At 42.5% G+C, this 22,992-nt stretch carries 21 protein-coding genes and 1 tRNA gene; 10 read left to right on the top strand and 12 right to left on the bottom strand.

The window, feature by feature from the left end; translation table 11 throughout:
• Positions 1–63: 63 nt before the first annotated feature.
• The 3 genes from L6E24_RS06555 (at position 64) to L6E24_RS06545 (ending at position 2,602) form a co-directional block, all read left to right on the top strand.
• The gene (locus L6E24_RS06555; RefSeq protein ID WP_257743898.1) at positions 64–420 is read left to right on the top strand and encodes a hypothetical protein; all 357 of its coding nucleotides are present in this window, start codon (positions 64–66) and stop codon (positions 418–420) included.
• A gap of 244 nt (positions 421–664) precedes the next feature.
• A tRNA-Gln gene (locus L6E24_RS06550) sits at positions 665–737 on the top strand.
• Positions 738–1,393: 656 nt separating this feature from the next.
• Positions 1,394–2,602 (top strand): RNA-guided endonuclease InsQ/TnpB family protein, encoded by a 1,209-nt coding sequence (locus tag L6E24_RS06545; protein WP_257743897.1) that lies wholly within the window; start codon positions 1,394–1,396, stop codon positions 2,600–2,602.
• A gap of 216 nt (positions 2,603–2,818) precedes the next feature.
• Here the strand turns inward: L6E24_RS06545 and L6E24_RS06540 are convergent, their stop codons facing one another.
• Positions 2,819–3,382 (bottom strand): DUF7504 family protein, encoded by a 564-nt coding sequence (locus L6E24_RS06540; protein WP_257743896.1) that lies wholly within the window; start codon positions 3,380–3,382, stop codon positions 2,819–2,821.
• Between the two features lie 15 nt (positions 3,383–3,397).
• Positions 3,398–4,450, bottom strand: coding sequence for a PAS domain-containing protein (locus L6E24_RS06535; protein WP_257743895.1), 1,053 nt, complete (start codon positions 4,448–4,450; stop codon positions 3,398–3,400).
• A gap of 338 nt (positions 4,451–4,788) precedes the next feature.
• On the opposite strand from L6E24_RS06535, the gene L6E24_RS06530 reads away from it, so the two are divergent.
• A complete protein-coding gene (locus tag L6E24_RS06530; protein ID WP_257743894.1) occupies positions 4,789–6,183 on the top strand; it encodes a HEAT repeat domain-containing protein in 1,395 nt (464 codons plus the stop codon).
• Here the strand turns inward: L6E24_RS06530 and L6E24_RS06525 are convergent.
• From L6E24_RS06525 to ppsA, 6 genes are all read right to left on the bottom strand, one after another.
• The gene (locus L6E24_RS06525; RefSeq protein WP_257743893.1) at positions 6,176–7,363 is read right to left on the bottom strand and encodes an MFS transporter; all 1,188 of its coding nucleotides are present in this window, start codon (positions 7,361–7,363) and stop codon (positions 6,176–6,178) included. The two genes, L6E24_RS06530 and L6E24_RS06525, sit on opposite strands and share 8 nt — an antisense overlap.
• A gap of 5 nt (positions 7,364–7,368) precedes the next feature.
• Positions 7,369–7,974, bottom strand: a complete 606-nt coding sequence (locus L6E24_RS06520; protein ID WP_257743892.1) for an METTL5 family protein — start codon at positions 7,972–7,974, stop codon at positions 7,369–7,371.
• Between the two features lie 130 nt (positions 7,975–8,104).
• Positions 8,105–9,055 carry a diphthamide biosynthesis enzyme Dph2 gene (dph2, locus tag L6E24_RS06515; RefSeq protein ID WP_257743891.1) on the bottom strand — a complete coding sequence of 317 codons (951 nt, stop codon included), beginning with the start codon at positions 9,053–9,055 and terminating at the stop codon, positions 8,105–8,107.
• Positions 9,033–9,584: a hypoxanthine/guanine phosphoribosyltransferase gene (gene hpt, locus L6E24_RS06510; RefSeq protein ID WP_257743890.1), complete on the bottom strand. Its 552-nt coding sequence runs from the start codon at positions 9,582–9,584 to the stop codon at positions 9,033–9,035. Before hpt ends, dph2 begins: the two co-directional genes overlap by 23 nt.
• Entirely contained in the window at positions 9,577–10,674 is a 1,098-nt protein-coding gene (mfnA, locus tag L6E24_RS06505) for a tyrosine decarboxylase MfnA (protein ID WP_257743889.1), read from the bottom strand. Before mfnA ends, hpt begins: the two co-directional genes overlap by 8 nt.
• A gap of 13 nt (positions 10,675–10,687) precedes the next feature.
• Positions 10,688–12,955, bottom strand: a complete 2,268-nt coding sequence (gene ppsA, locus L6E24_RS06500) for a phosphoenolpyruvate synthase (RefSeq protein ID WP_308219151.1) — start codon at positions 12,953–12,955, stop codon at positions 10,688–10,690.
• A 308-nt stretch (positions 12,956–13,263) separates the two neighbouring features.
• Between ppsA and serA the strand changes: the two genes are divergently transcribed.
• Together serA and L6E24_RS06490 are read left to right on the top strand one after the other, a co-directional pair.
• Positions 13,264–14,850 (top strand): phosphoglycerate dehydrogenase, encoded by a 1,587-nt coding sequence (gene serA, locus L6E24_RS06495; RefSeq protein ID WP_257743994.1) that lies wholly within the window; start codon positions 13,264–13,266, stop codon positions 14,848–14,850.
• Positions 14,851–15,200: 350 nt separating this feature from the next.
• Positions 15,201–15,821: a hypothetical protein gene (locus L6E24_RS06490; RefSeq protein WP_257743888.1), complete on the top strand. Its 621-nt coding sequence runs from the start codon at positions 15,201–15,203 to the stop codon at positions 15,819–15,821.
• 91 nt (positions 15,822–15,912) lie between these two features.
• Here the strand turns inward: L6E24_RS06490 and L6E24_RS06485 are convergent, their stop codons facing one another.
• Complete coding sequence (locus L6E24_RS06485; RefSeq protein ID WP_257743887.1) at positions 15,913–16,875, bottom strand: mechanosensitive ion channel family protein; 963 nt, start codon at positions 16,873–16,875, stop codon at positions 15,913–15,915.
• A 194-nt stretch (positions 16,876–17,069) separates the two neighbouring features.
• Between L6E24_RS06485 and L6E24_RS06480 the strand changes: the two genes are divergently transcribed.
• The 3 genes from L6E24_RS06480 to L6E24_RS06470 are packed head-to-tail and all read left to right on the top strand — an operon-like array spanning position 17,070 to position 20,257.
• The gene (locus tag L6E24_RS06480; RefSeq protein WP_257743886.1) at positions 17,070–18,356 is read left to right on the top strand and encodes a COG1361 S-layer family protein; all 1,287 of its coding nucleotides are present in this window, start codon (positions 17,070–17,072) and stop codon (positions 18,354–18,356) included.
• Positions 18,357–18,375: 19 nt separating this feature from the next.
• On the top strand, positions 18,376–19,059 hold the full coding sequence (locus L6E24_RS06475; protein ID WP_257743885.1) for an ABC transporter ATP-binding protein: 684 nt from the start codon (positions 18,376–18,378) through the stop codon (positions 19,057–19,059).
• Positions 19,049–20,257, top strand: a complete 1,209-nt coding sequence (locus L6E24_RS06470) for an ABC transporter permease (protein WP_257743884.1) — start codon at positions 19,049–19,051, stop codon at positions 20,255–20,257. Before L6E24_RS06475 ends, L6E24_RS06470 begins: the two co-directional genes overlap by 11 nt.
• 118 nt (positions 20,258–20,375) lie before the next feature.
• Here the strand turns inward: L6E24_RS06470 and L6E24_RS06465 are convergent, their stop codons facing one another.
• A complete protein-coding gene (locus L6E24_RS06465; RefSeq protein WP_257743883.1) occupies positions 20,376–20,567 on the bottom strand; it encodes a helix-turn-helix transcriptional regulator in 192 nt (63 codons plus the stop codon).
• The gene (locus L6E24_RS06460) at positions 20,557–20,988 is read right to left on the bottom strand and encodes a DUF2178 domain-containing protein (RefSeq protein ID WP_257743882.1); all 432 of its coding nucleotides are present in this window, start codon (positions 20,986–20,988) and stop codon (positions 20,557–20,559) included. Before L6E24_RS06460 ends, L6E24_RS06465 begins: the two co-directional genes overlap by 11 nt.
• Positions 20,989–21,085: 97 nt before the next feature.
• Here L6E24_RS06460 and L6E24_RS06455 point away from each other — a divergent pair, with 97 nt between their 5' ends.
• Entirely contained in the window at positions 21,086–21,697 is a 612-nt protein-coding gene (locus L6E24_RS06455; protein ID WP_257743881.1) for a DUF2179 domain-containing protein, read from the top strand.
• A gap of 166 nt (positions 21,698–21,863) precedes the next feature.
• On the opposite strand, the gene L6E24_RS06450 is transcribed toward L6E24_RS06455, so the two are convergent.
• Positions 21,864–22,865, bottom strand: a complete 1,002-nt coding sequence (locus L6E24_RS06450) for a zinc ribbon domain-containing protein (protein ID WP_257743880.1) — start codon at positions 22,863–22,865, stop codon at positions 21,864–21,866.
• Positions 22,866–22,992 lie beyond the last annotated feature (127 nt).

Raw genomic sequence — 22,992 nt, 5'->3', positions numbered from 1 at the left:
CCTCTGGGTCTTTAGCCCAGAGGTAGTTCACTCAATACTCTTAAGCTTGCAGGTGACCGCTGGGTGCAGGAGAATAAACCACTTAATCACAGAACTGTTTCAGTAAAATTCAAGGGCTGGAGGAATAAGGCCGGGCTGATTAAAATATTCACTCCAAAGGCTGTGAGAAGTGGTTCAGCTACTTATTATTCACAGATATTCACTCAAAAGGAGATGGAGATCCGTTACGGATGGGTTGCCGGAAGTTTGGTTGCCAACATACATTATATCCGGTCGCAGAAGAGTGTGGTGAGAAATAAGCTGCTTTCAAATGCAGGTATTGAAGAGCCGGAGGAGCTGAAGGATGATTATAAACCGCGAATTTGCCCGCGCTGCTCAACAATATACTCATATGGTGCGATTTACTGTAATTCATGTTAATTAATTCTTGACAGGGAATTTGCATTAAAGCAGCAGAAGGAAGATATGATGGCTCAGACCGCTGCATCTATGCTTATGCAGCAGTCAGACTTTCAGGCCTTTGTTGCGGCAAAGCTTGCAAATATTCAGATTGATCAGAGTGAACTGAATAATCAGAATTGATAGATTAAGGCAGGTTATAGCGATGAGAGATAACAAGAAATTTTAAACCTTAAAAATAAACATTATATTCCAATTTTACAGAACCCCTGTAGTGTAGCGGTCAATCATTCCAGCCTTTGGAGCTGGAAACGGCGGTTCGAATCCGCCCAGGGGTATTAATTACTTATAACCTAGATTCCCGCAAATTCATAACGAATCACATTAAAAATGGCTGAATTTCGGCTTAAATTCTAAACGGGGTGACATTTATTGATGAATATAATTGTGCTCGTTATGTGTCTGTCGCAACACACAACGGAGGCAAACATTTTCAGAATGCTGGTAATATGCCGCCAAAATGAAAATCATAAATAAATTATCTCTTATTTTTCACTCCATAGTTATGTGTGCCGGGAATGCCGGTTATAAATTACTTATAACTGTCCTTTCACTCATTCTAAATCATAAATCACAGATTGAGACGAATGTTCTAAAATCACCCGGACTTTGTCCCAAAAAGATCATATTATTCCCAATGTGCAGAACAAAATAGGAATATTATCCAATCCGCTACATATAATTTGCTGGCCCAGAATATGCTACATGTAGCCCTAATTACAAAAATAGCTCCAAATATAGCAATATCTAATCAAATTTGATCATTTACCTTTTGAAATGAGCGGACGTGGAGTAAAGATGTTAAAAGGAAAACTGCAATATATAGTTTGATTTTTTAATAATTATAATAATATGTAGCACTACGCAACAATATCAATTTAAAATTGACGTAATGTCCGAAACCAGTATATATTTTGTTGACCTACTCCAAATAATGATTGAAGTGGTACGCACGGAACAAATACATTTCAAATCGGATGTAGTTTCAAATATGTGCCACCTATCAAAAAATTTATACAATTATTCAAATTATGTCGTTCGTCAGGAATATATCCATAATCAAAGATGGATTAGATATAATGAATTATATACTTTGGTTAAATGTCAGGGTTGTTATAAACAACTTCCTGCAAAGACATCTCAACAGATTTTAATGGTTTTTGATAGAAACTGGAAATCGTTTTTTGAATCTATCAAAGATTGGGAAAAACATCCGGATAAATATAATGGCAGACCGAGTTTGCCGAAATATAAACCTAAAGATGGTGTTAACCTATTAGTTTTTACGAATCAGCAGGTTAAGATCAAAGATGGTTATCTTAAATTTCCAAAACGAGTACAACTGACATTAAAAACGAGATTACCGGACGATATAAATTTGAGAGAAGTCAGAATCATACCAAATCAGTTTGATCTGGTGTGTGAGATTGTTTATAAAATAGAGGTAAAATGTGATGATTTAGATGAATCGAATGTTATAGGAATTGATTTAGGAGTATCAAACATTGTAACTATTGCAAATAACTTTGGTGAGCAGCCAACTGTTGTTAAGGGCGGCGTTGTTAAGAGCATAAATCAGTTTTATAATAAGAAAAAAGGTAGATTACAAAGTATATATGATTTACAGAAAATTAAATCCGGTAAAAAACTCGAAAAGCTTTACTATTCCCGGAATTTAAAAATAAATGATTATTTTCATAAACTTAGCAGATTTATCGTTAATTACTGTAAAGAGCATAATGTGGGTACAATTGTAATTGGTAAAAATAATGGCTGGAAACAGGAATCCAACATGGGTAAACGTAACAACCAGAATTTTGTAAATCTTCCGTTTAACAGATTAATCCATATGCTTCAATACAAAGCTGAAGATTGTGGTATAATTATTATAGTAAATGAAGAAAGTTATACATCAAAATGTAGTTTTCTTGACAATGAAAAAGTCTGCAAACATACAGAATATTGCGGCAGACGTATTCAGCGTGGGATGTTCAGGTCCAAAGAAGGAAAATTGATTAATGCTGATGTCAATGGCGCACTTAATATTATTAGAAAAGCACTCCCAAATGCATTTGCGGATGGGATAGAGGGTGTAGTGTTACACCCAAAAAGATGTTTGATTACATCTTATGAAGTTAATTGATACTGAGTTTATCAATTTTCATAACATGATTGACCGCTACACCACGGGAGTTCATAGCAATATTGTAACTAAAATTTCCTGAAAATATTGGTTCTGTTTATATTTAAATGTGGTATGATCCTGGAATTTTGTGCCGGAATCTGTAAATCCTGAATAATGATCTCTGCTTTGATTGCTGCGTTCCGGAAATTCCGTATAAATACCGGGGTTTGCTTATCATCCATCATCCACGATTTCGTCCACAAGTGATCCCATCTGTGAGTAGAGCATTGGGTCGAGACCCCCTTTTACTGCAAGGATTGCCCCTGATTCCTCAAGTGTCCGCAGTTTTGTTGTAATAAAGTGCATAAACTTCACCACTTTGTCAGCCGGCAGGTAGATGAGCATAGTGCTCAGTGAATCGAAGAGAATGAATATATGATCTTCTTTGAACTTCTTTAAGGCATCAGAAAATGCCATCGAAAGGCCTGTGAGGTCCTGCGGGCTTCTGACCATTATATGGTTGCTGTCAGATTTTACAGAACTCCCCCCTGCAAATGAGGTAACAGAATCTATAAAAAATACTTCCTCCGGATTCATACCGTTTTTAAGATAGAGCTTTTCAAGAATTTTAGAGGGGAAATTATTGGTGACCACTATCACTCTGTAGCCTTTATCTATGGATTTTTGTATCACCTTCGTATTGGTGGCACGCCCTTTTTCCGGTTCGGAAAAATAAAGGATAATGCTCTCTTCATCAGTTATAGTCTCTTCAGTGTCCATACTTTCTGCCTGATCCATAATTTCCTCCTCTGTTTATTTATTCTCATTTTCAAGGAAGAATGTGCAGTATTCATCCGGAATTCCAATCTTTTTCTCAACCATTTTTCTGTTTAGATCATAGAGATTTGCGAGAATCTGTTCCGCATTCTTAATCTGGATCTTTATCATCTCGTTTGTATCATCGGCACTGATCTCATCCTTCTCATAAAGTTCTGAGATCTCACTGAGATTGCTGTTGATTATCTCAACCGGCTTTTTCATTCTGATGAACGATTCAGTCATATATGCCAGAAGTTCTCTCTCGGCAAGTCTTTGAGGGCCGATATTATGACCGATATATGATGCCCCGTAAAATACTCCCCTTTCATCATATATCGGGGAAAAACTGAGTTCGATCTCAATTTCTGATCCGTCTTTTCTGATCATCTTCCATTCCCTTCCGGAGGTCCGGTAGTTTTTCTTCAGATCTCTCATGATCTCCTCAGGCTCATCAGTATGATCTTCCTTTATAAGTTTCAGGAACGGTTTGCCTGTTATTTCATCTTCTGTAAATCCAAATATCTCCTCTGCCCCGTTGTTCCAGCTCTCGATTATACCGTCAGGATCAGTCCCTATCACAGCCTCTCCTGTATTCTCTATTACAGCTCCAAGCTGGGCGCGTTTTGCATGGGTCTTAATCAGTTCATCAATGTCGGTAATTATATGGACGGCTCCGATGACATCCCCTCCTGAATTTTTTATCGGATCAACCGAAACCCTGTACCAGCGTGTCCCTATCTGAAGTTTGTAGCTCTCCCTCTCCCCTGATTTCATTGATTTCCTGAATGGACAGCCGTCAATAAATGTAGCTGTTTTATGGACTATCTCATAGCACCTGCTGCCCTTTATATCCGGAAATTTAACTTCGAGAAGTTCTTCGGAGGCCTTATTCATGCTCAATAGCAGACCGGTGCTGTCCAGAATGAATATGGGATCAGCTATTGCGTCATAGATCTTCTCCCACATAAGTTCAGGATTTTTCTCCTCCTCCTCGGCCCATAATTTAAGCCCTGCTTCATCAGTTCTGAATTCAGTTTTTGTATTCATTGCAAATCCCCTTTATCTTTATTAGTCATAATTCCGGCTTGAAATTGTGAATAATGGTAATGTTATATCTATACCCGCCCGGCATAGTTATTTATTGAGTATATTCCATCCGGAAATCCGGCACTCTCGGAATATTTCTGTCAGATTCTAAATGTTTTAGACATCGCATAAATAACTATCTATTGTCCCGAATATTATCTCTTAAAATAACAAAAGAAGGTTATAATACTATTAAATGACTATTTTAAAAAATAATAGTTATATTTCATATGAGATGTCATAGTAATTTTTCCCCTCTGCAATTATTGTGTTTATCTTGAATAAATCCGGAGAATAATATGAATAAAAAAGATTATTACAGGAAATTCACAGCAGGAAGGCATTCGGATTTCATTAAGGTGTATGTAATAATCCTTTATTTTATTGTCATTGCAATACTGGGATTTTACTCTTTTTCATCCTCAAAAACTGATGAAAGTGCCTATATCATTGCGAGAATGACTCCGCATCTAATCTACATCCCTCTTGTGCTCACTGCATTGTGGTATCCCCGCCACAGGACTGTTCAGTTTTTAATACTGCTGGTTGTCTTCGTCTCGGTTCTCTTCTCGTTTATATTCTATGGACCAGGCATTGACGCGATGTTTGTGGTATTTACCTCAGTAATATATCTCTGGGTTTTCTTTGCCATACTTAAAATTCCGGGCTATTCGGGTGTTGCGGATGAGAAGGATTCTACAGTGAAATCCCTATCTTCTCAGTCTTCTCCGGATGCATGCATCACAGCGTCAGGTTCCCCTGATCTCTCCGTCAGAGAAGAAGAATCATTTCCCGCCACAGGTATATCTGTGCAGACCGGAACCTCAGTCTCTGCCGGTTCTGCGGGTTATCCGGCAGGACAGGAGAAAGGATTGATTTCACCGTGTGCCGGGGCGGATTTATCTGCACAGGCCATTCCTCCGGAACAGATAATGCCGCTTATCGAATCTTTCCGGATAAATGAGCGTGATATACTGGTCAACACTGAATCTGCTATACTTGCAATAGGAAGGCCTGCCGAGGAATTTCTGGTACAGGCGCTTGAGAGTAATGACTCTATTCCGGTAAGGGAGAACTCGGCAAAGATGCTTGGTATAATCGGTTCTCCTGATAACATATGTGCCCTGATAGATTCCCTGAGCGACAGATCCCGTCGTGTGCATAACTCTGCTGTTCAGGCACTTGCAAGGATTGGTGAGCCGGCGGTAGCACCTCTTATTGACTCACTGGTTGACGGGCGCTGGAAGATAAGGGCAGGCTGCATCACCTCACTGCGTATCATTGGTGTCAGTGAATCACTCAGATATATAATCCCGCTTCTTGAGGATGAGAACCATTATGTCCGCCGGGAGTCTGCCAAGACAGTAGGGCGGCTTGGGGACGGGAGATATGCGGAGTCCCTCACCCCACTTCTGAACGATTCCGTCAGGGGTGTAAGGCTTGCAGCCGCCGGAGCACTTGGTAAAACCTCCGGCAATGAGACTGTAAAAGCGTTATCTGAGAGGCTTTTTAATGAGGATGACCCTCAGGTTAAGGAGAGGATTGTTGAGTCACTGGGGCTTATAGGAACTGAGGATGCAATGGCTGAAATTCAGAAGGCTGTGGACAAATCTCCTCATGAAATGAGAAAGAAACTTATCGAAGCTGCCGGCGAGGAATTTGCCCACTACAGAAAAATATATGGGTTCAATTGAATTTCCCTGCCGGAGTTCTGCCACGTTTTAACAGTTTCCATGGATATGGCAGGAGAATAAAGAGTACCAGTGCAACTATTATCGGTATTATCAGGAATGTAAACGCCGTCTGCGCAGATGTAAGATCTGCAATATATCCGGTAACGGCAACCCCTGCACCGCCTGCACCGACTGCAAAACCGAGCATAAGCCCTGAGACCGTACCTGTGCCTCCGGGTGCGAGTTCATGCGACATTGCAACCGTAACTGAGAATGTGGACCAGAGGAAGTATCCGAATGCAAACATTGCAATTATCGACAATATCCCCTCAGTTGCAAGGAAGAGGAAGAACGGCGGAATTGCGGTTATCATTCCAAATATAATATACTCCTTTCTGCCGTATTTATCTGACATCGTAGCGCCGATTATCTGGCCTGCAACTCCTCCTATGAGCATGAGTGATGTCAGCAGGTTTGCGGTTATCAGATCAAAACCTCTTGTGGTGAGAAATGTCGGGATAAAGGCCACTGATGAGAAGATGACCCATGACCTGAATGCAGATGCCGCTACCAGCATGGATATCGGGCCGACAGGGAATTTTTTCTTCCCGGAATTATCATCGTTTTTCGCATAATCCTTCTCAAGCTCAGAGACCGGCGGCAGGAGTTTTTTAAGAACAATGGCAATTGCAAGTGCCGGTATTATCAGAAATACGAGAGCATCTGTCCCTCCGAATGCAACCAGAATTCCGGCAAGCACAGGCCCTATAGCAAAACCTAAGTTTCCGCCGACAACAAAGAGTGAGGTCAGTCTTCCCCTGTCCGGCCCGCTTGCAATCCGGCTTACAAGTCCAAGGGCACTCGGATGGAAGAAGGCATGGCCGAGTGCACCTCCGATTGCAAATATGAGCATCATCTCATAGCTGTGCATAAGCCCTATAAAGGACATGAAAAATGCACAGAACAGCACTGATATTGGAATCGGTATTCTTATGCCTTTTTTATCATACAGCCATCCGATAACCGGCTGTGTGAAGGATGACGAGAGGTTATAGACAGTGACCAGCATTCCGGCGAGGAAGTATGAATACCCCTCCTGAATAATCAGAAGTGGCAGTATTGCCGGAAGAACGGGTGAGTAAATATCGTTTATACAGTGTGCTGCGGAAAGTCCGAGCACAGATCTGACTCTTTTCTCCATAGTTGTCAGCCCTCTGTCCTTCTGATTCGGAGAATTTCAACGCGGATTTCAACGCAGTCCTTTTTGTGATGGGAGAATGTCCTCTTCATAGGGAATTCGCACCTGATCTTCTCATCCACAACCGCCTTTCCCTTAAGGTATGAACCTACAAAACCGGATGACCCCTCATTGAAGATCCCGTAGGTTATCTCTGCACATTCAACCGCTTTGTCGATGAAAGGCCGGTCAGCATGTTTATTCTGTGCACCAAAAGGGGGGTTCATAATAACAGTGTCAAAGTTTTCGCAACTTACCTCCTGTATATCAGCCTCAATGAAGCTGATGTCCAGTGAGAGTTTTTCAGCATTACCTTTAGCAATGGCAAGTGCGCTGCTGTCAGTATCAATCCCTGTAACCTCAGAAGCATCCAGAAGTGCCGCACCGCAGGAGAGAACACCTGTTCCGCACCCTAAGTCCAGAATATTAAGATCTTCAATGTCGCCTTTCATATAAGCGTGGTAGAGCATTCTGGCAGCGACCTCTGCTGGTGTTGAGTACTGTTCAAGGAATACATCGGGATTTTTGAAATCCTTCAGTCCCTGAAGTATCATTTCAAGTTTTCTTAGTTTCAATTGCTGTACCTGCCTTTTTATGCTTATTTTCCGGGATTTACTCTGGCCCTCCGGCCATAATTATTCAGAACTGCCTGAGGGTGCAGGAGTTCTCCGGAATCAGCTTAATCTCTGATTGTCCGGCATCCTGTTATCTGACAATCTCATCTATCTCATAATCTTCCCACTCCCGTACACCGAGAAGAATTTCATACTCTTCAGGCGAGAGCAGTGGTGCGGGGAAGCGGACATTATCGTCATATGCAAGACGCGGGCATGCTGTATTGACATATGCCTCATAACCCAGATTGAGGAGTGCATCGGGTGTAATCTCTTTAATATATACAATATCTGCCTTTTTGGAGAGCGACAGGAGCCTCTCTGCAAGCTCCTCTCTGATCTGCCCCGATTTTGTGCTGACGAGAATGGCCGTCTTCTCTGCACTGCGTGCTTTTTCTATCTTTGCGAACCGGATTCTCAGCATCTTTGATTCATCAATAACCTGAATCTCACCTGTGACCGGATCAAATGCAGTCACCTTTATTCCGGTGGCAAGTTTCACTCCGATTGCATGAAATACTCCTGTGCCAATATACAGTATCTCGTCAGCACCGGTATTCTTGGCGGCACTGTACGTGCATCCGAGCACCTGCCCTCTGTATGGTGTTCTCTCAGAGGTTTTTCCTGTTGTGCATGAGTAACCTTTTGATCTGAAAAATTCTATAATTTCATCTGTCTGAGGAGCATGCTGAACTGTCGTTACAATGGATATATTTCCGGATGACAGATGTGGCAGCACTTTTTCCAGCGTTCTGATCTCAATCTTCTGGAAATAAGGCTCATAAATAACCCTATCAAAATCACCTACAGGTGCATGACCGAAATGAACCAGAATATCTGCCCGGCCGAGTATCTCAAGGTCGAGATCACAGGCGCCCCAGCATGGATTTCCGGAGATGAAAACCCTGTACCCCTCTTTTTTTAACTGCTCTGAAAAAAGGAATGCCTTTCTTTTAAGGCCTTCAGGGAACTGGAGTGCAACTGTCTTAGCACCTGATTCTTTAATCTTCTCTAAAAGATCAGAATTTAGTGTCAGTGACACGCACACCGTCTCCGGTCACTTCAATCTCAACGAGGTATTTGTATGGCCTTCCAATGTCACATTCTCCTCGTTTGATTACAACAAGAACATCTGAAACCTCAGCACCTTTCTCAGCAATGCCCTTAAGGATGGCCTTCATGGTTCCTCCGGTTGAGAATACATCGTCAATGACAACAACCTTCTCGCCTTTCTCAATTCCGTTGAGGTAAAGCTCTCCTTTTGAATATCCTGTAGTCTGGTGAAGGGCAATTTCACCTTCAAGCTGGTACTCCCTCTTCCTGATAATTGTGAGCGGAATGTCAGTCATAAGGGAGAGTGCAACCCCTATGTGTATGCCCATGGCCTCGGCGACCACAATCTTTGTAACGCCCTCAAGGTCCAGACTTTTTACCATTAGAACCGCAACTTCCCTTAGGAGTGACGGTTCAACGATGGGCACTCCGTCGCTTACCGGATGTATAAAATAATTATATTCGCCTCTCTTAACAATCGGGCATTTTTCCAGCGACTCTGTCAGCTTATTAAACATTCATCTCACCAATATCCTTTAAAAATTCATCAATTATATCTTCTGTAATGTGGGGCATGCAGACCGTTCTCATATGCCCGGCTCTCGTCCTTGAGACTATCCAGCCATTGGGGCTTTGGTCACATATAAATGAGGCTACGTTTACATCCGGCTGGACGGCCACTTCATAGCCCAAGTCCGCCATGCCGTCTATGAGCCTTCTGTTGTTATTCATGCACCTCTCAACTATCTCTTCAAAACCGCTTCTTCCGAGATATTCAAGAACTGCCAGTGCACCGGCAACAGGCCCGCCCGGCCTTGTACCCAGAAGGGTACACTCCTTCTTCACAGTCAGATAGGGTGTCTCAACCTCGGTTGACCTGAAATATGATGGATCCCTTGCTATAAAACATCCGCAGGGAATGGTTGACATGCCCATTTTATGCGGGTCCACCGATATGCTTGATACCCCGTCCAGTTCAAAGTCAAATTTTGGGGGATTTTTCAGGAAGGGCAGGACAAAACCGCCGAATGCGGCATCAATATGAAGAAATATCTCCCGATCCACACATATGTCTGATAGGTGCTCTATCGGGTCCACGATGCCGTATTCAGTTGAACCGGCAATGCCTGTTATACACACTGTGTTTCTGTCAATATAGTCCTCAAGCACTGCTGTGTCTATCCTCTGGTTACCATCACAGGGAACAGTTCTCAGTTCATATGAGAGGATATCGCATGCCTTCTCAAATGAGAAGTGGACAGATTCCGGAACAACAACATTTGGTACCTTCTTACGGGCCTGTTTGCCTGCAATCCTCAGTGCCTGAATATTTGACTCAGTGCCGCCTGATGTTGCATAGCCGCAGGCATCCGGGATGTGCATCAGTTCACCGATCTTTCTGACTAAGAGGCTCTCCAGTTCGTCAGTGCCTGCAAAAAGACCTGGATCTCCGAGATTTGATTCAATAAACATATTGTGTGCACGTACCGCAACAGGGTGCGGTATGGTGCACATTGATGACAGAACTTTATCGTATTTTCTGTCCTTTTCTCTTGCAAAAGATAGAAAAGAGAAGATTTCTTCTTCTGAGCAACCCTTTTTCCGCATGGCAAAAACAGATTTATTTTCTTGATGCGTCAAGTATTATCTTTGTTTCTGTTCTTGCAGCCGTCTCGCGGATCTTCTGCACTGCATCTATATTTGCTGAAACGCTTGTAATTCCGGTCTCAATAAGCCATTTTACCATCTCAGGATCTGATCCTGCCTGTCCACAGATTGAGCATTCAACCCCGCCTCTGCGGCAGCGGTCAATTGCAAATTTGATGATCTTAAGGACGGCCGGGTGTTTTGGCATGTACATATCTGCAACATTCTGGTTGTTCCTGTCAATTGCGAGTGTGTACTGGATTAAGTCGTTTGTTCCAAATGATGCAAAGTCGATTCCGGCTTCGATGAAGTCGTCAATTAAGATGGCACTGCTTGGGATTTCCACCATTATTCCAAGTGTCCTGGCATCAACATCAACGCCGAGGTCATACATCATCTCTTTTGCCTGGAGGAATTCGTCCGGATGTCCGACAAGCGGGAACATTATGCCAAGGTTGTCATATCCTTCATCCCAGAGCTTCTTAAATGCCTCAACCTGAAGGCGGAACTGATCAAATGACTGAAGATCGCGGCGGATACCACGCCATCCAAGCATTGGGTTGTGCTCTTCAGGTTCATCCTCGCCACCCTTCATATTCCTGAATTCATCGGTTGGTGCATCAAGGGTTCTCACCCATACAGGCTTGCCGTTGAACTCATCCATTACAGTCTTAATTCCGGTGTAGAGTTCATTGATGAATTCGTCCTCTTTATCATTTCTGATATACCAGTTTGGTGTCCTGCCAAGGCCGAGGATTAAGTGTTCAATTCTTAGCAGTCCTACACCATCCGCACCTGTTGCTGCTGCACGCTTTGCGGCTTCAGGAAGGGAAACATTAACCTTGATGCTCGTTGCGGTGATGATAGGTGCCGCTGCAAATGATGCCTGCATTACCGCAGGGTTTGCATCACTGCTTTTTGCAACCGCACCTTCATAGACTATTCCTTTCTCACCGTCAACTGTGACAGTCTGGCCTGCGGTCAGCACTTTTGTTGCTTTCTTTGTGCCTACTGCTGCAGGCGTTCCCAGTTCTCTGCTGACAATTGCGGCGTGGCAGGTCATTCCGCCCTCGTCAGTGATTATGGCAGATGCTCTTCTCATTGCCGGAACCATGTCTGGGTTGGTCATCTTTGCAACCATAATGTCCCCATCATTTACCTTGCCGAGATCCTTTATGGTGTTTACAATGACCACTTTTCCGGTTGCGACTCCCGGTGACGCGCCCTGACCTTCGAGGAGTATTTTGCCTTCATTTTCCATTTTAGCTTCCTCTTTGTCTGATCCTTTTTTGATTGTGGTTATCGGACGTGACTGAAGGATGTAAATTTCATCTCCTACTATGCCCCATTCAATATCCTGTGGATTTTCGTAGTGCTCTTCTGCAATCTTTGCAAATTTTGCCAGGTTTTTGATCTCATTGTCGTTGAGTACAGCAATATCCTGGCGTTCTTTGTCCACTTCAACCTCTTTTGTGCCTTTTTCGCCGTCAGGGAGGATTTCAACTATTTTATTTGCAATATACCTGTCAACGACTCTTTTGGTGCTCTGGTCAAATACATAATTGTCAGGTGATACTGTACCTGAGACTACAGCTTCTCCAAGTCCCCACGAACCTTCAATTATTGTTGTGGTCTCTCCGGTAACCGGATGGGATGAGAACATTACTCCTGCTTTTTCAGAGAAGACAAGTTTCTGTACAACCACGGCAATGTCAACGCTCCGGTCGTCAAAACCCTGTTTGGCCCTGTAATATATTGCCCTTCCACCGAAGAGCGAAGCCCAGCATTTGTGTATGGACTCCAGAAGGTCCTCGTCCCCTTTTATATTGAGGTAAGTCTCCTGCTGTCCGGCAAAGCTCGCATCCGGAAGATCTTCTGCTGTTGCACTTGATCGTACTGCAACGATCTCATTGTCGCCCATCTTTTTGTATGCGGCAATGATCTCTCTGCCAAGCGCTTCCGGCATTTCGGTCTCCATTATGATGTTCATTACATCATTTGCAGTATTTTCCAGGAGTTCAGCGTCATCCACGTCAAGCCCTTCAAGTTTTGAGTAGAGTCTCTCTTCAACTCCGGCACCTACAAGATATCTTCTGAAGGCCTGAGCTGTAACAACAAACGCGGGTGGTACGGGCAGTCCCACGGCTGTCATCTCTCCAAGCGATGCTCCCTTGCCACCGACAGAGGGGATGTCTTCTTTTTTTATCTCTGCTAGCCACAGAATGTCCGGCATTTTATTCATGTTATAACATCACCTAATCAGGTTGTATATTATATATTGTCAAAGGCTAAATTTACCTTTGCCAATCCTTGCTGAAAAATAGGGTCATGATAAGTTGCCGGACCACCTGAAAATGATAATGGAACCTGATTGTTCATATGAGGGATAGGTATTATCTGTGGTTCAGCTGTATGATAATGGCAGAACCATAAATTCAGACTGGACTGCCTGTGACAGATAAGGATTATGTAATTTACTGCCGGAATTTTTATGAATTTTTCGGAAAATATGAAGATAAGATAAGCCAAATTAATAACGGGGACTTTGAAGTGAACTATAAAGTGCTTGTCAGCGATCCGCTGGCAGAGGAAGGAATAGAGATTCTTCGCGGTTTTTGCGAAGTGGATGTCAGAACAGGACTGAGCGAGGAGCAGTTAATAAAAATAATCGGTGAATATGATGGTCTTCTCGTCAGAAGCGGTACACAGGTTACTGAGTCTGTTATTGAAGCTGCTGAAAAACTGAGGTTTGTGGGACGCGCCGGTGCCGGTGTTGATAATATCAATCTTGATGCGGCAACAAAGAAGGGAATCATTGTTGCAAATGCGCCTGCGGGCAATACACTTGCGGCATGTGAGCACACCCTTGCAATGATGGCATCACTTGCAAGAAACATCCCCCAGGCAACAGCCTCTGTTAAGAAGGGTGAATGGAAGCGCTCTGCATTTATGGGCGTTGAGCTTAATGACAAGGTTCTTGGAATTGTAGGATTCGGAAGAATCGGTCAGGAGCTTGCAAAGCGTGCATCAGCCCTTGAGATGAAGGTTGTGGCATATGACCCATATATCAACCGCGAGAGGGCAAAAGAACTCGGTGTTGAAGTAATGACACTTGATGAACTCTTTCCGGTTGCGGACTTCATTACAGTCCATACCCCGCTTATCAAGGAGACGAAGCACTTAATCAACACCACCACCATTGCAACGATGAAAGATGGTGTCAGGATTATCAACTGTGCACGCGGCGGTATCATCAATGAGGCTGATCTCTGCGACGCGATTGCGCAGGGAAAGGTTGCAGGTGCGGCGCTTGATGTCTATGAGGAAGAACCACCAAAGGCTTCAGGAATTATCTCTCTGGATCAGGTTATCTGCACTCCTCATCTTGGTGCATCCACAGTCGAGGCTCAGCTCAATGTCGCAGTTTCGGTTGCGAAGCAGTGTATTGAAGTATTAAAGGGCGGTTCTGCAAAATTTGTCGTAAACGCACCTATGATCCCGCCTGACCAGGTGGAGAGGATTGAACCATACGCAAACCTTGCCCAGAAGATGGGAAAGCTTCTGATTCAGCTTGTTGAAGGCAGAATTGAATCTGTTGAGGTGGAGTATGGTGGCAAAACTGCGGAATTCGGGCAGAATACAAAATATATAACAAGGCTTGCCCTCAAGGGAATGCTTGATCCCATTCTTCAGACTCCTGTTAATATTGTCAATGCTGAGCTTGCCGCTAAAGAGAGAGGCATCCGCGTCTCTGAGACTATAACTGAAGAGTCATTTGGCTTTACCAATGTCATCACAATCAGAGTTAAGACTGATAAGATGGAAGAGTCTGTATCCGGAAATGTTTCGTCACCGGGAAAACCAAGAATTGTTAAGATTGGTGAGTACATGACAGACATGACTCCGACAGGGCATGTTGTCATCTCAAGGCATCATGATGTCCCCGGAGTTATCGGAAAGTTTGCAACGATCATCGGGCATAAGAATGTGAATATTGCCGGTATGCAGGTCGGAAGAAACCGTCCTGGTGATGAGGCAATCATGGTCTTAAATGTGGACTCTGAAGTGCCACAGGATGCCATGGATGAGATAGTACAGATTGACGGTGTATTTACAGCGAAATATGCGAAAATCTGATTTATCCGGATTTAATTATCCGGACATGATTAATTCCGAACGACAGTTAATCCCAATTTCAATCTATTATTTTTTCCCGGAATTTTCTGTAGCTGAGTGCTACCACTGAATTTCAGGTGCCTGTAATGCCTCAGGGTTATTTTTTCCCGTATTTTTGGTGGCCTGTTGTGTGCCCTTAACTTCATCCATGAATTGTATGGGTTTTTGATCTCTCCGGCCGGCGGCTTTTCGTCTGTTGTGCTTTTTTGTGGCCTGCCTGTGGTGGCCGGGTTGTTATCTGTCATATTTTTTACGGTTTTCTCTCTCATATCGGCAGAGGGTTTATTTCACACCCGGATAAATGAGAATATATGAGAATATTCTCCTTTGTTTCGGTGCTGGCTACACTGCCTGCATTTTTCCTTATGCTGTATGAAAGAATTTACAGCGCTGAGGATGCCGGTGAGGCACAGAATAGTGTCAAAAATCCGCTGATTAAAGCATGGGATTCATTTGAGAGATTTATGAACAGCTTTTATGTTGTTGTCGGATCATCAGTTCTTGGCCTTATTCTGGACCCTCCTGATGCCGAGAAGAAGGCTGATATTATATTTGATGAGTTTAAGGCAAATTATTTTGAGTTTATTAAGGACTTTAAATTCCTTCTTGATGAGATTAATCATCACCGCGAGAGCCTCAGACAGAGCCTTGAAGGTGAATGGACAAATATTGACTATCTGAGGAGTGCATTTGAGGAAAAAAGGCCGGACTGGGACAGCATTGCTGCCAAAGGAACTTTTGTGTATGAAAATCCGGTTTCATCAAATGAGAGAAGATACAGCCACAGGATGCTCTCCGGCATGAAGGGCTTTCTTGAAAATGAAGTTAATATTTCCGATGCAGGAATCTTTGATACGATATATCATTTTGGCAGAGTAAGAATCCCGCCTGAGCTGAGTGAGATACTCTTTGGCAGTGAATATGGGGAGTAGTTCTCCCTAAAATTCAGATTATAATAATTCATGGTAAGATTGATCATAAAGTTGTTCTCCGGGAAAATATCTCTTAATACTCCTGAAATTTTTAATTATGTGATATTTTCTCTGAAATAATCTCAACTTTATGCTCTCCGCTGAGTGAGAGGCTTTCACCTGCTATTTTGATGTCATTATTGTCCCTTATTATTCCAAGAATCTCCCTTGAGATTAAATTTCTCGTAAGTGTAAGAGATCTTACTTCACATATATACCTTACTTCAAATTCTATCCAGTTATCGGTCAGGTTTATCATAACTGAAGTTTCTGTCGGTTTTTCGGGGAGGTAATATTTCCTGCCAATCTTTTGGAATTCTTCTTTTGCCTTCTTTGATATTGTATCAGTTTCTCTGTCTGCGGCTTTTAATAGGAGTTCTTCTGTGAGTGGTATGTTACTGTCATATGTAATTGGTACAATTATGGCATCCCATACATAATTGTGATCTCTGGTGTAATTTAAAAGCGTATTGGACAGTAGTAATCCGTTTGGGACAGTTACAATTCTTCCTGATGTTCTGTCACATTTTCCAAGTCCGGAAATCTCCATCATGGTTGTATTCATTATTCCTATGTCCATTACATCACCTGTAATCCCATTTATCTCGATTCGGTCTCCTACTCTGAAACTGCTGAGTACAATGATGGAAATCCCCCCCACAAAGTCCTTAAACAGGTCCTGAAGGGATATTGCAACTCCTGCAACTATAATTCCGTATGACAAAAGGAGCGACTCTGTATTTTCAACCCATATTCTGAAGATTATGGCAAGTAATATCATACCTGCAATGACTGATACAGCTTTTTTCAGGCTATAATATGATTTTCTGTCTTCTATTTTCTTTTCAAGAATATACTCATTTATTATTTTTACACCGGCAAGGACTGAAGCAAGGGCAAATGCTGAGTATAGTGTATTCCGGATGTTTTTATCCGGATATACATATATATCAATCAGTAGCAGAAGAATAGCAGATGTGTAGATTATTATAATATTTGCAGTATTCCTTTTCATGAACTCCTCTTTCTGCTTATGATCTTTAAGATAATACTTCTCTTTTTGGTTCAGGACATAAATGTCTATTGCTATCTCCGGATTTTTTAAATCTGCAACTTAAAATGCCCGTTTAACTTCAGGTATTGCCATCATATTTATAGCATAATGTTAAATATTTTTTACAAATTGTAACGTTCAGGATTTGAGATAATATGAATAAGCAAAGAATATTTTCAGGAATTTTAATGTTCCTTATTATTGCAGTGTCGTTCTGTGGTATTGTATCGGCAGATGATTCTGAGAGCAGTGCCTATACGCAGGTCGCAGTAACGGATGTGAATCTTGATCCGGGCGTTTTTGTAAAGGGTGATACCGGAATAATTACAATTACAGTAAAAAATACAGGCACAGAATCGGTTTCAATAAACCGGGCTGAACTGTATTCCAATGATATTTCGGTGGTAAACGATGATGCATATGATACCGTAACCCCCATTGGTGCCGGCAATGAGATGCAGTTTTCGTTCACTGTGGATGCCGATGCTCCGGACGGGATTTACTATCCGAGATTTTATCTTGACTATACAGGTTCAAACAGTTTTTCCTATAATATCCCTGTAAAGATTGAGAGCACAGGACTGTCTATCTCAGTAATTGACTCTCCGGATTCATGGCAGGAAGGTAATGAGGAAAAGATTACTCTTCTCATTGGCAATCCAAGGGAGAATACAGTTAACGGAGTTGAGATATCCCCTTTGGGTGAAGGTGTCACCTCTTCCCAGACAAGTTATTTTATCGGAAATCTTGAACCCGATGAGTCATGTGAGATGAAATTTGATATTACGCCGGAGGATGCAAAATATATTGAATTTGATGCTTCATGGAGAAACGGCATAAATAAGCACATTTCGTCCGTATCAATCCCGGTATCCTATGGTGATGACAAAACAGGTGCGGATCCGATTTTAAACAATGTGGAGACCAAAACATCGGGAAGCTATTCCACTGTCAGTGGTGACATCACCAATGCCGGACTTGAGGATGCAATGTCAATAGTTGTTACAGTTGGTTCTCCGGCAGTTCCTGTTGACCCGTACAAGATATATGTGATCGGTTCACTTGAACCTGATGACTTCTCAAGCTTTGATGTCACTTATGAGCTGCAGAGTGATAAATATTCAGCTGAGATTCCTGTGATTATTACATACAAGGACCTGAACGGGAATGACTATGAGAAGGAGTATTCCATTTCATCAGGTTCTGGATCTGCTGTATCTTCAGGTTCTTCCTCACCTGATCCCTCTGATGTCGGTTCAAACACCCAACGAGGCGGAGGCGGCATGATGGGAGGTATGGGCGGAGGCTTTTCAAAGATTCCAGTCCTTGAGATTGTTGTCATCATCATTGCCGGACTTGGACTTGTAGTCATATGGAAGAAAGGTTACATAAAAAAAGGATCTGAAGCAGTGAAGGCAAAACTTGCTAAGGGGAAGAAGTGATTTTTGTAGGTGGCAGCAGATGACTCCACAACCTGTAATCAGTCTTAAGAATGTGACTAAGGTATATGTTCTTCCGTCTGATGAAGTGGTGGCTCTTGATAATGTCTCACTTGACATCTGCGAAGGTGAATTTGTGGCAATAATGGGACCTTCGGGTTCGGGGAAATCAACACTCATGAATCAGATCGGCTGCCTTGATATCCCTACATCAGGTGATCTCTATATTGACGGCAGGAATATCCGTGATTTAAATGATGATGAGCTGACTGAACTGAGAAGGGATAAGATTGGGTATATCTTCCAGAAATTCAATCTGATTCCACTTCTTGATCTTAGGGAGAATGTGGAGTACCCGCTCATTCTGAAGCACAAAAAAAAGGATGAATCCGGTTATCCTGAAAAGCTCCTTAAAATGGTCGGCCTTGAGGATAATAGATTTAAGCATAAACCGGCTGAGATCTCCGGAGGGCAGCAGCAGAGGGTTGCGGTGGCAAGGGCACTTGTAAACGATCCGGCTATTCTGTTATGTGATGAACCTACCGGAAATCTGGATTCCAAGACCAGTGCACAGATTATGGAGATCCTGTCAGATCTGAACAGAGACGGGAGGACTATTGTTATGGTTACCCATGAGGACAGTGTTGCTGAGTATGCTCACCGGAAAATTGTGATCTCTGACGGGAGGATTGTACATGATAATTAAGGATATATTCTTTGAGCTGTCTCTCAGAAATATCAGGCTGAACTTTCTCCGGTCGCTGCTTGCGGCAATTGGTATTGTAATAGGTGTCGTTGCAATCACATCAATTGGCATAATGGGTGCCAATATGACGCTTTCAGTTACTGCCCAGTTATCTGAGAGCGGCAATATCATTATGATCTCCCCTGACAGTGGTGGGGGGGGAGGCAGTGGTCCGGGAAGTAGCAGCAGTTCCTCCGATGATGATGAGTATATTGATGACAGTCAGCTCCGGGATATTGAGAAGATCTCCGGTGCTGAAAATCTTGTTGTCGCGTTGTATTCAGAGTCCGATTCCATAAGTGTCGGAGGTAAGGATGGCCGGGCAACGATATATGGACTTGATACTTCTGTAATCCCTGAACTTGTTGATGTTGCGGAGGGCAGTTATCCGGTCAGCTCAAGCGGTGTTGTTGTCGGGCCTACACTTGCAGAGAGATATGATCTTAAAGTCGGAAGCAGGATCAAAGTCGGTGATGAGGATGAGGGACAGAGCACGGTCAAGGTCAATGGCATTTTAGAGGAGAAGGGTATGTCTATGGACTTAAATTCTGATAATGCCATTCTTGCGGATGAGAAGTGGTTTACTTCATTTTACGGAGGGGAAGGTGAGTATGATCAGGTGAATGTGGTTGCCGCGGATATTGATAATATTGATGCTCTGGAGGATGAAATTGACAGGCAGCTAAATTACCGCGAGGATGAGGTGAGTATTCAGGACTCCGGTTCAATGCTTGAGAGAATAAGTGAATCTCTTGGTACGATCACCTCATTTATGACGGCAATCGGTGCAATTTCACTTCTCGTTGCAGCAGTTTCAATATTCAATGTAATGATGATGTCAGTTACTGAGAGAATTAAGGAGATTGGTATTTTAAGGAGTATAGGGACAAAGAGAAGGGAGATCAGGAGGATGTTTCTCTATGAGTCTCTGCTGCTTGGAATTATCGGTTCGCTTATAGGTGCGGTGATGAGTTTTATAGGCGGATATACACTGACATTCGGTATGATTGGCACAACTGATTATTTCTTCATGCCTGAGAGTATGATATACATCCCGGTTGGAATTGTTATCGGTGTTCTGGTATGTGTCCTCTCCGGAATTTACCCTGCGTGGAGGGCATCAAATCTTGATCCGATCGAGGCATTAAGGGCAGAATAAAGAAATATTCCTATAAAATATTTTTCTGAACTTAATCTGTTCCGGCTGATAAAAAAGTCATTCATGAACCTGCGGGTTCACAGATGGTGGATGAAAAATCGAAGTTTTTCATAGGAGTTCAGTCGTAAAAGAATACCTCTTCTACATTTACCTTAAATACCCTTGATATCCTAAAGGCAAGGCTTAACGACGGATCATATTTTCCTTTTTCTATTGCAAGTATTGTCTGCCTCGTGACACCAACTTCCTTTGCAAGATCTTCCTGTGTCATATCATTCATTGCACGGAATACCTTGATCTTATTCTTCATCGGAGTCAAATCCCCCGTATTTATTGGTGTAATAAATCCTGAAGGCCGCAAAGACAACAATTACGGCGAACAGTATTATCATCTGGATGAACGGGAATCCGAGGAAATGTTTTATAAAGAAGTCGCCTCTCTCTACAATGAAGACGATTGATGATGCTGCGAAGGAGAAAAGCAGAATCCAGGTTATCTGGAGTGTTTTAATCGCAGATTTTTCGTTGATTAAATGATGCCTCTCATCCCCTTCCGTAAGATTTTCAGTTTTACCTTTAAGGAGAAGTGCAATGATAATTCCGGCAGCGATTCCGATTGCTAAAATCTCCTTTCCGGGGGGCCTTGGAGGACTTTTTATTATCCACCATATTAGGCATAACTCCAGGAAAGCAATTCCTGCGATTATGATAAAATATGTGTTTCGTTTCATCTTCGTTAGTATTAGATCTCAGGCATTTATGTTAAATTTGATGTCATGATCTTCATTTTTTTGTCATTGCCGGAAGTGATAAATTATCTGATGTTTTATGCTTATCAGAGGAGGGAGTGGATTTTTGGTTACTATTGATCCGGAGATTGTCAGTTTTTTAATATTGCCGGCACTGATATTTTTTGCAAGGATTGCTGATGTTACATGCGGCACTCTCAGAATTATCTTCATATCGAGAGGTATGAGGTTATTTTCGGCTGTTCTTGGATTTTTTGAGATAAGTATATGGCTTCTGGCAATATCTGAGGTTTTCAGCCAGGGTCTCTCTCCTGCTGCATTTCTGGCCTATGCACTTGGTTTTGCAGCCGGAAATTATGTGGGAATTACTGTGGAGGAGAAGATGGCACTTGGGATCTCTGTTGTAAGGGTTATTACACAGTATAATGCTGAGGAACTCATCTTCCAGTTAAAAGAGTCGGGATTTCGGACAACCTCGGTGAATGCAATGGGTCAGTTCGGGCCGGTCAGTATTATTTATTCTGTTGTTAAGAGAAAAGACATCTCTGAGGCATTAAGGCAGGTGCATAAGTACAATCCAAATGCATTTTACACCATTGAGGACATCAGGCATGCCGGAGGGCCTATGTTTTCCCCGGACGGGATTACTCCAAAACGTGGTGTTGCGAGATATACGAGAAAGGCAAAGTGATTGTTGGAATGGTGTCTAACCTGGTGCCGTGTTTTCAGTTATAGACTTCCCTTTATTTCATCTCTGATAGTAAATGATCTTCGGGCATTTAAGCTTCAGATGACAATATTTTTGGTGAAATGCTCCACAATAATCTCTGAATCATCTGCGGGGTACATTATTATGATTATTCAGGTTTTTTACCGCTGGTTTGGTTTTGTCTCTTTTTTCCGCAATTGGTGCAAAACTGTGCATTATCCTGTATTTGAGTCCCACATGCCGGGCAGTACACCTCTGAAAGGGCAGGCTGCTCATCTTTTATTGCTGGCCCTCCGTTTACGTGCGAGCGGTTCAGAATGCTGTCTTCGATATGTACACCGAAAACTTCTGATTCTGTATTTTCTATGCCCCCGGAATATTTTATATCTGATCTGCTTCCCGGATTTATTCTTACTTCACCGCGGTCTGTATCTTTTGTAACGGGATCTGTTGCAGCAGTTGTTATGCCGGCACGGTTCATTATGCTGTCAATAACCTGAACCCCGTTCCCAGGGTTTACGATCCCTCCTGAGATATTATAGATGATCTGCTCTGCGGTCTTCATATCGTTTGCAATAAATGTTATGAACCATTTTAATCCGTTATCCTGGATCAGTTCAACAATAACTTCCTGGAGTTTCTTATCATACTTCTCCCATTCCTTCTTCATATAACTGACAAGATATGGATTAACAGGGTTTTTTTGGTTGCAGAATTCCTCAACGAGGTCATCAATATGTTGGTAATGCAGTTGCAGAAAAGCAGCACCACCTGAATCAGGGGAACTTAGAAGGTTAATGAGTTCTTTTTTTGAAGGCAGGACTCTGTAACGTTCAATGATCTCATAAAGGGAGATTTCATCGTCAGTATATTGGCCGGGAACCTCACTGCATTCTTCATTTGCTTTATTAAAACTCACTGCAATGGTCAGGAGGGCAGCTTCAAATTTAGACCTGAATAAAGTGTTAAATGTTGAATTAAAAGATCCACATTCGCCGTCCTGGAAACGTGAATATTGCTCATGGATCTCCTGCATAAGTCTGACTCTTTCATCATAGGATCGTCTGGAAATGGAAGAGCCACTGTTAAGTACTTTTTCAGCTGTTGAAATTAAATCCTTTGCACCGTTGAGATTCACTTTGTTGAACATGTATGCCGTCTTAAATTGTTTATTGGAGATTATTGTGGAATATACTATATACAATATTCCTCGATAAAAATTTGTATTTTTGCAATTTTTTCTCTACATTCTTTACATAACTTTGATGATTTGTTGT

It is taken from the genome of Methanoplanus endosymbiosus (genome assembly GCF_024662215.1).
In the GTDB taxonomy this organism is placed as follows: Archaea; Halobacteriota; Methanomicrobia; order Methanomicrobiales; family Methanomicrobiaceae; genus Methanoplanus; species Methanoplanus endosymbiosus.
This window is presented reverse-complemented; position numbering and strand designations above follow the sequence as displayed.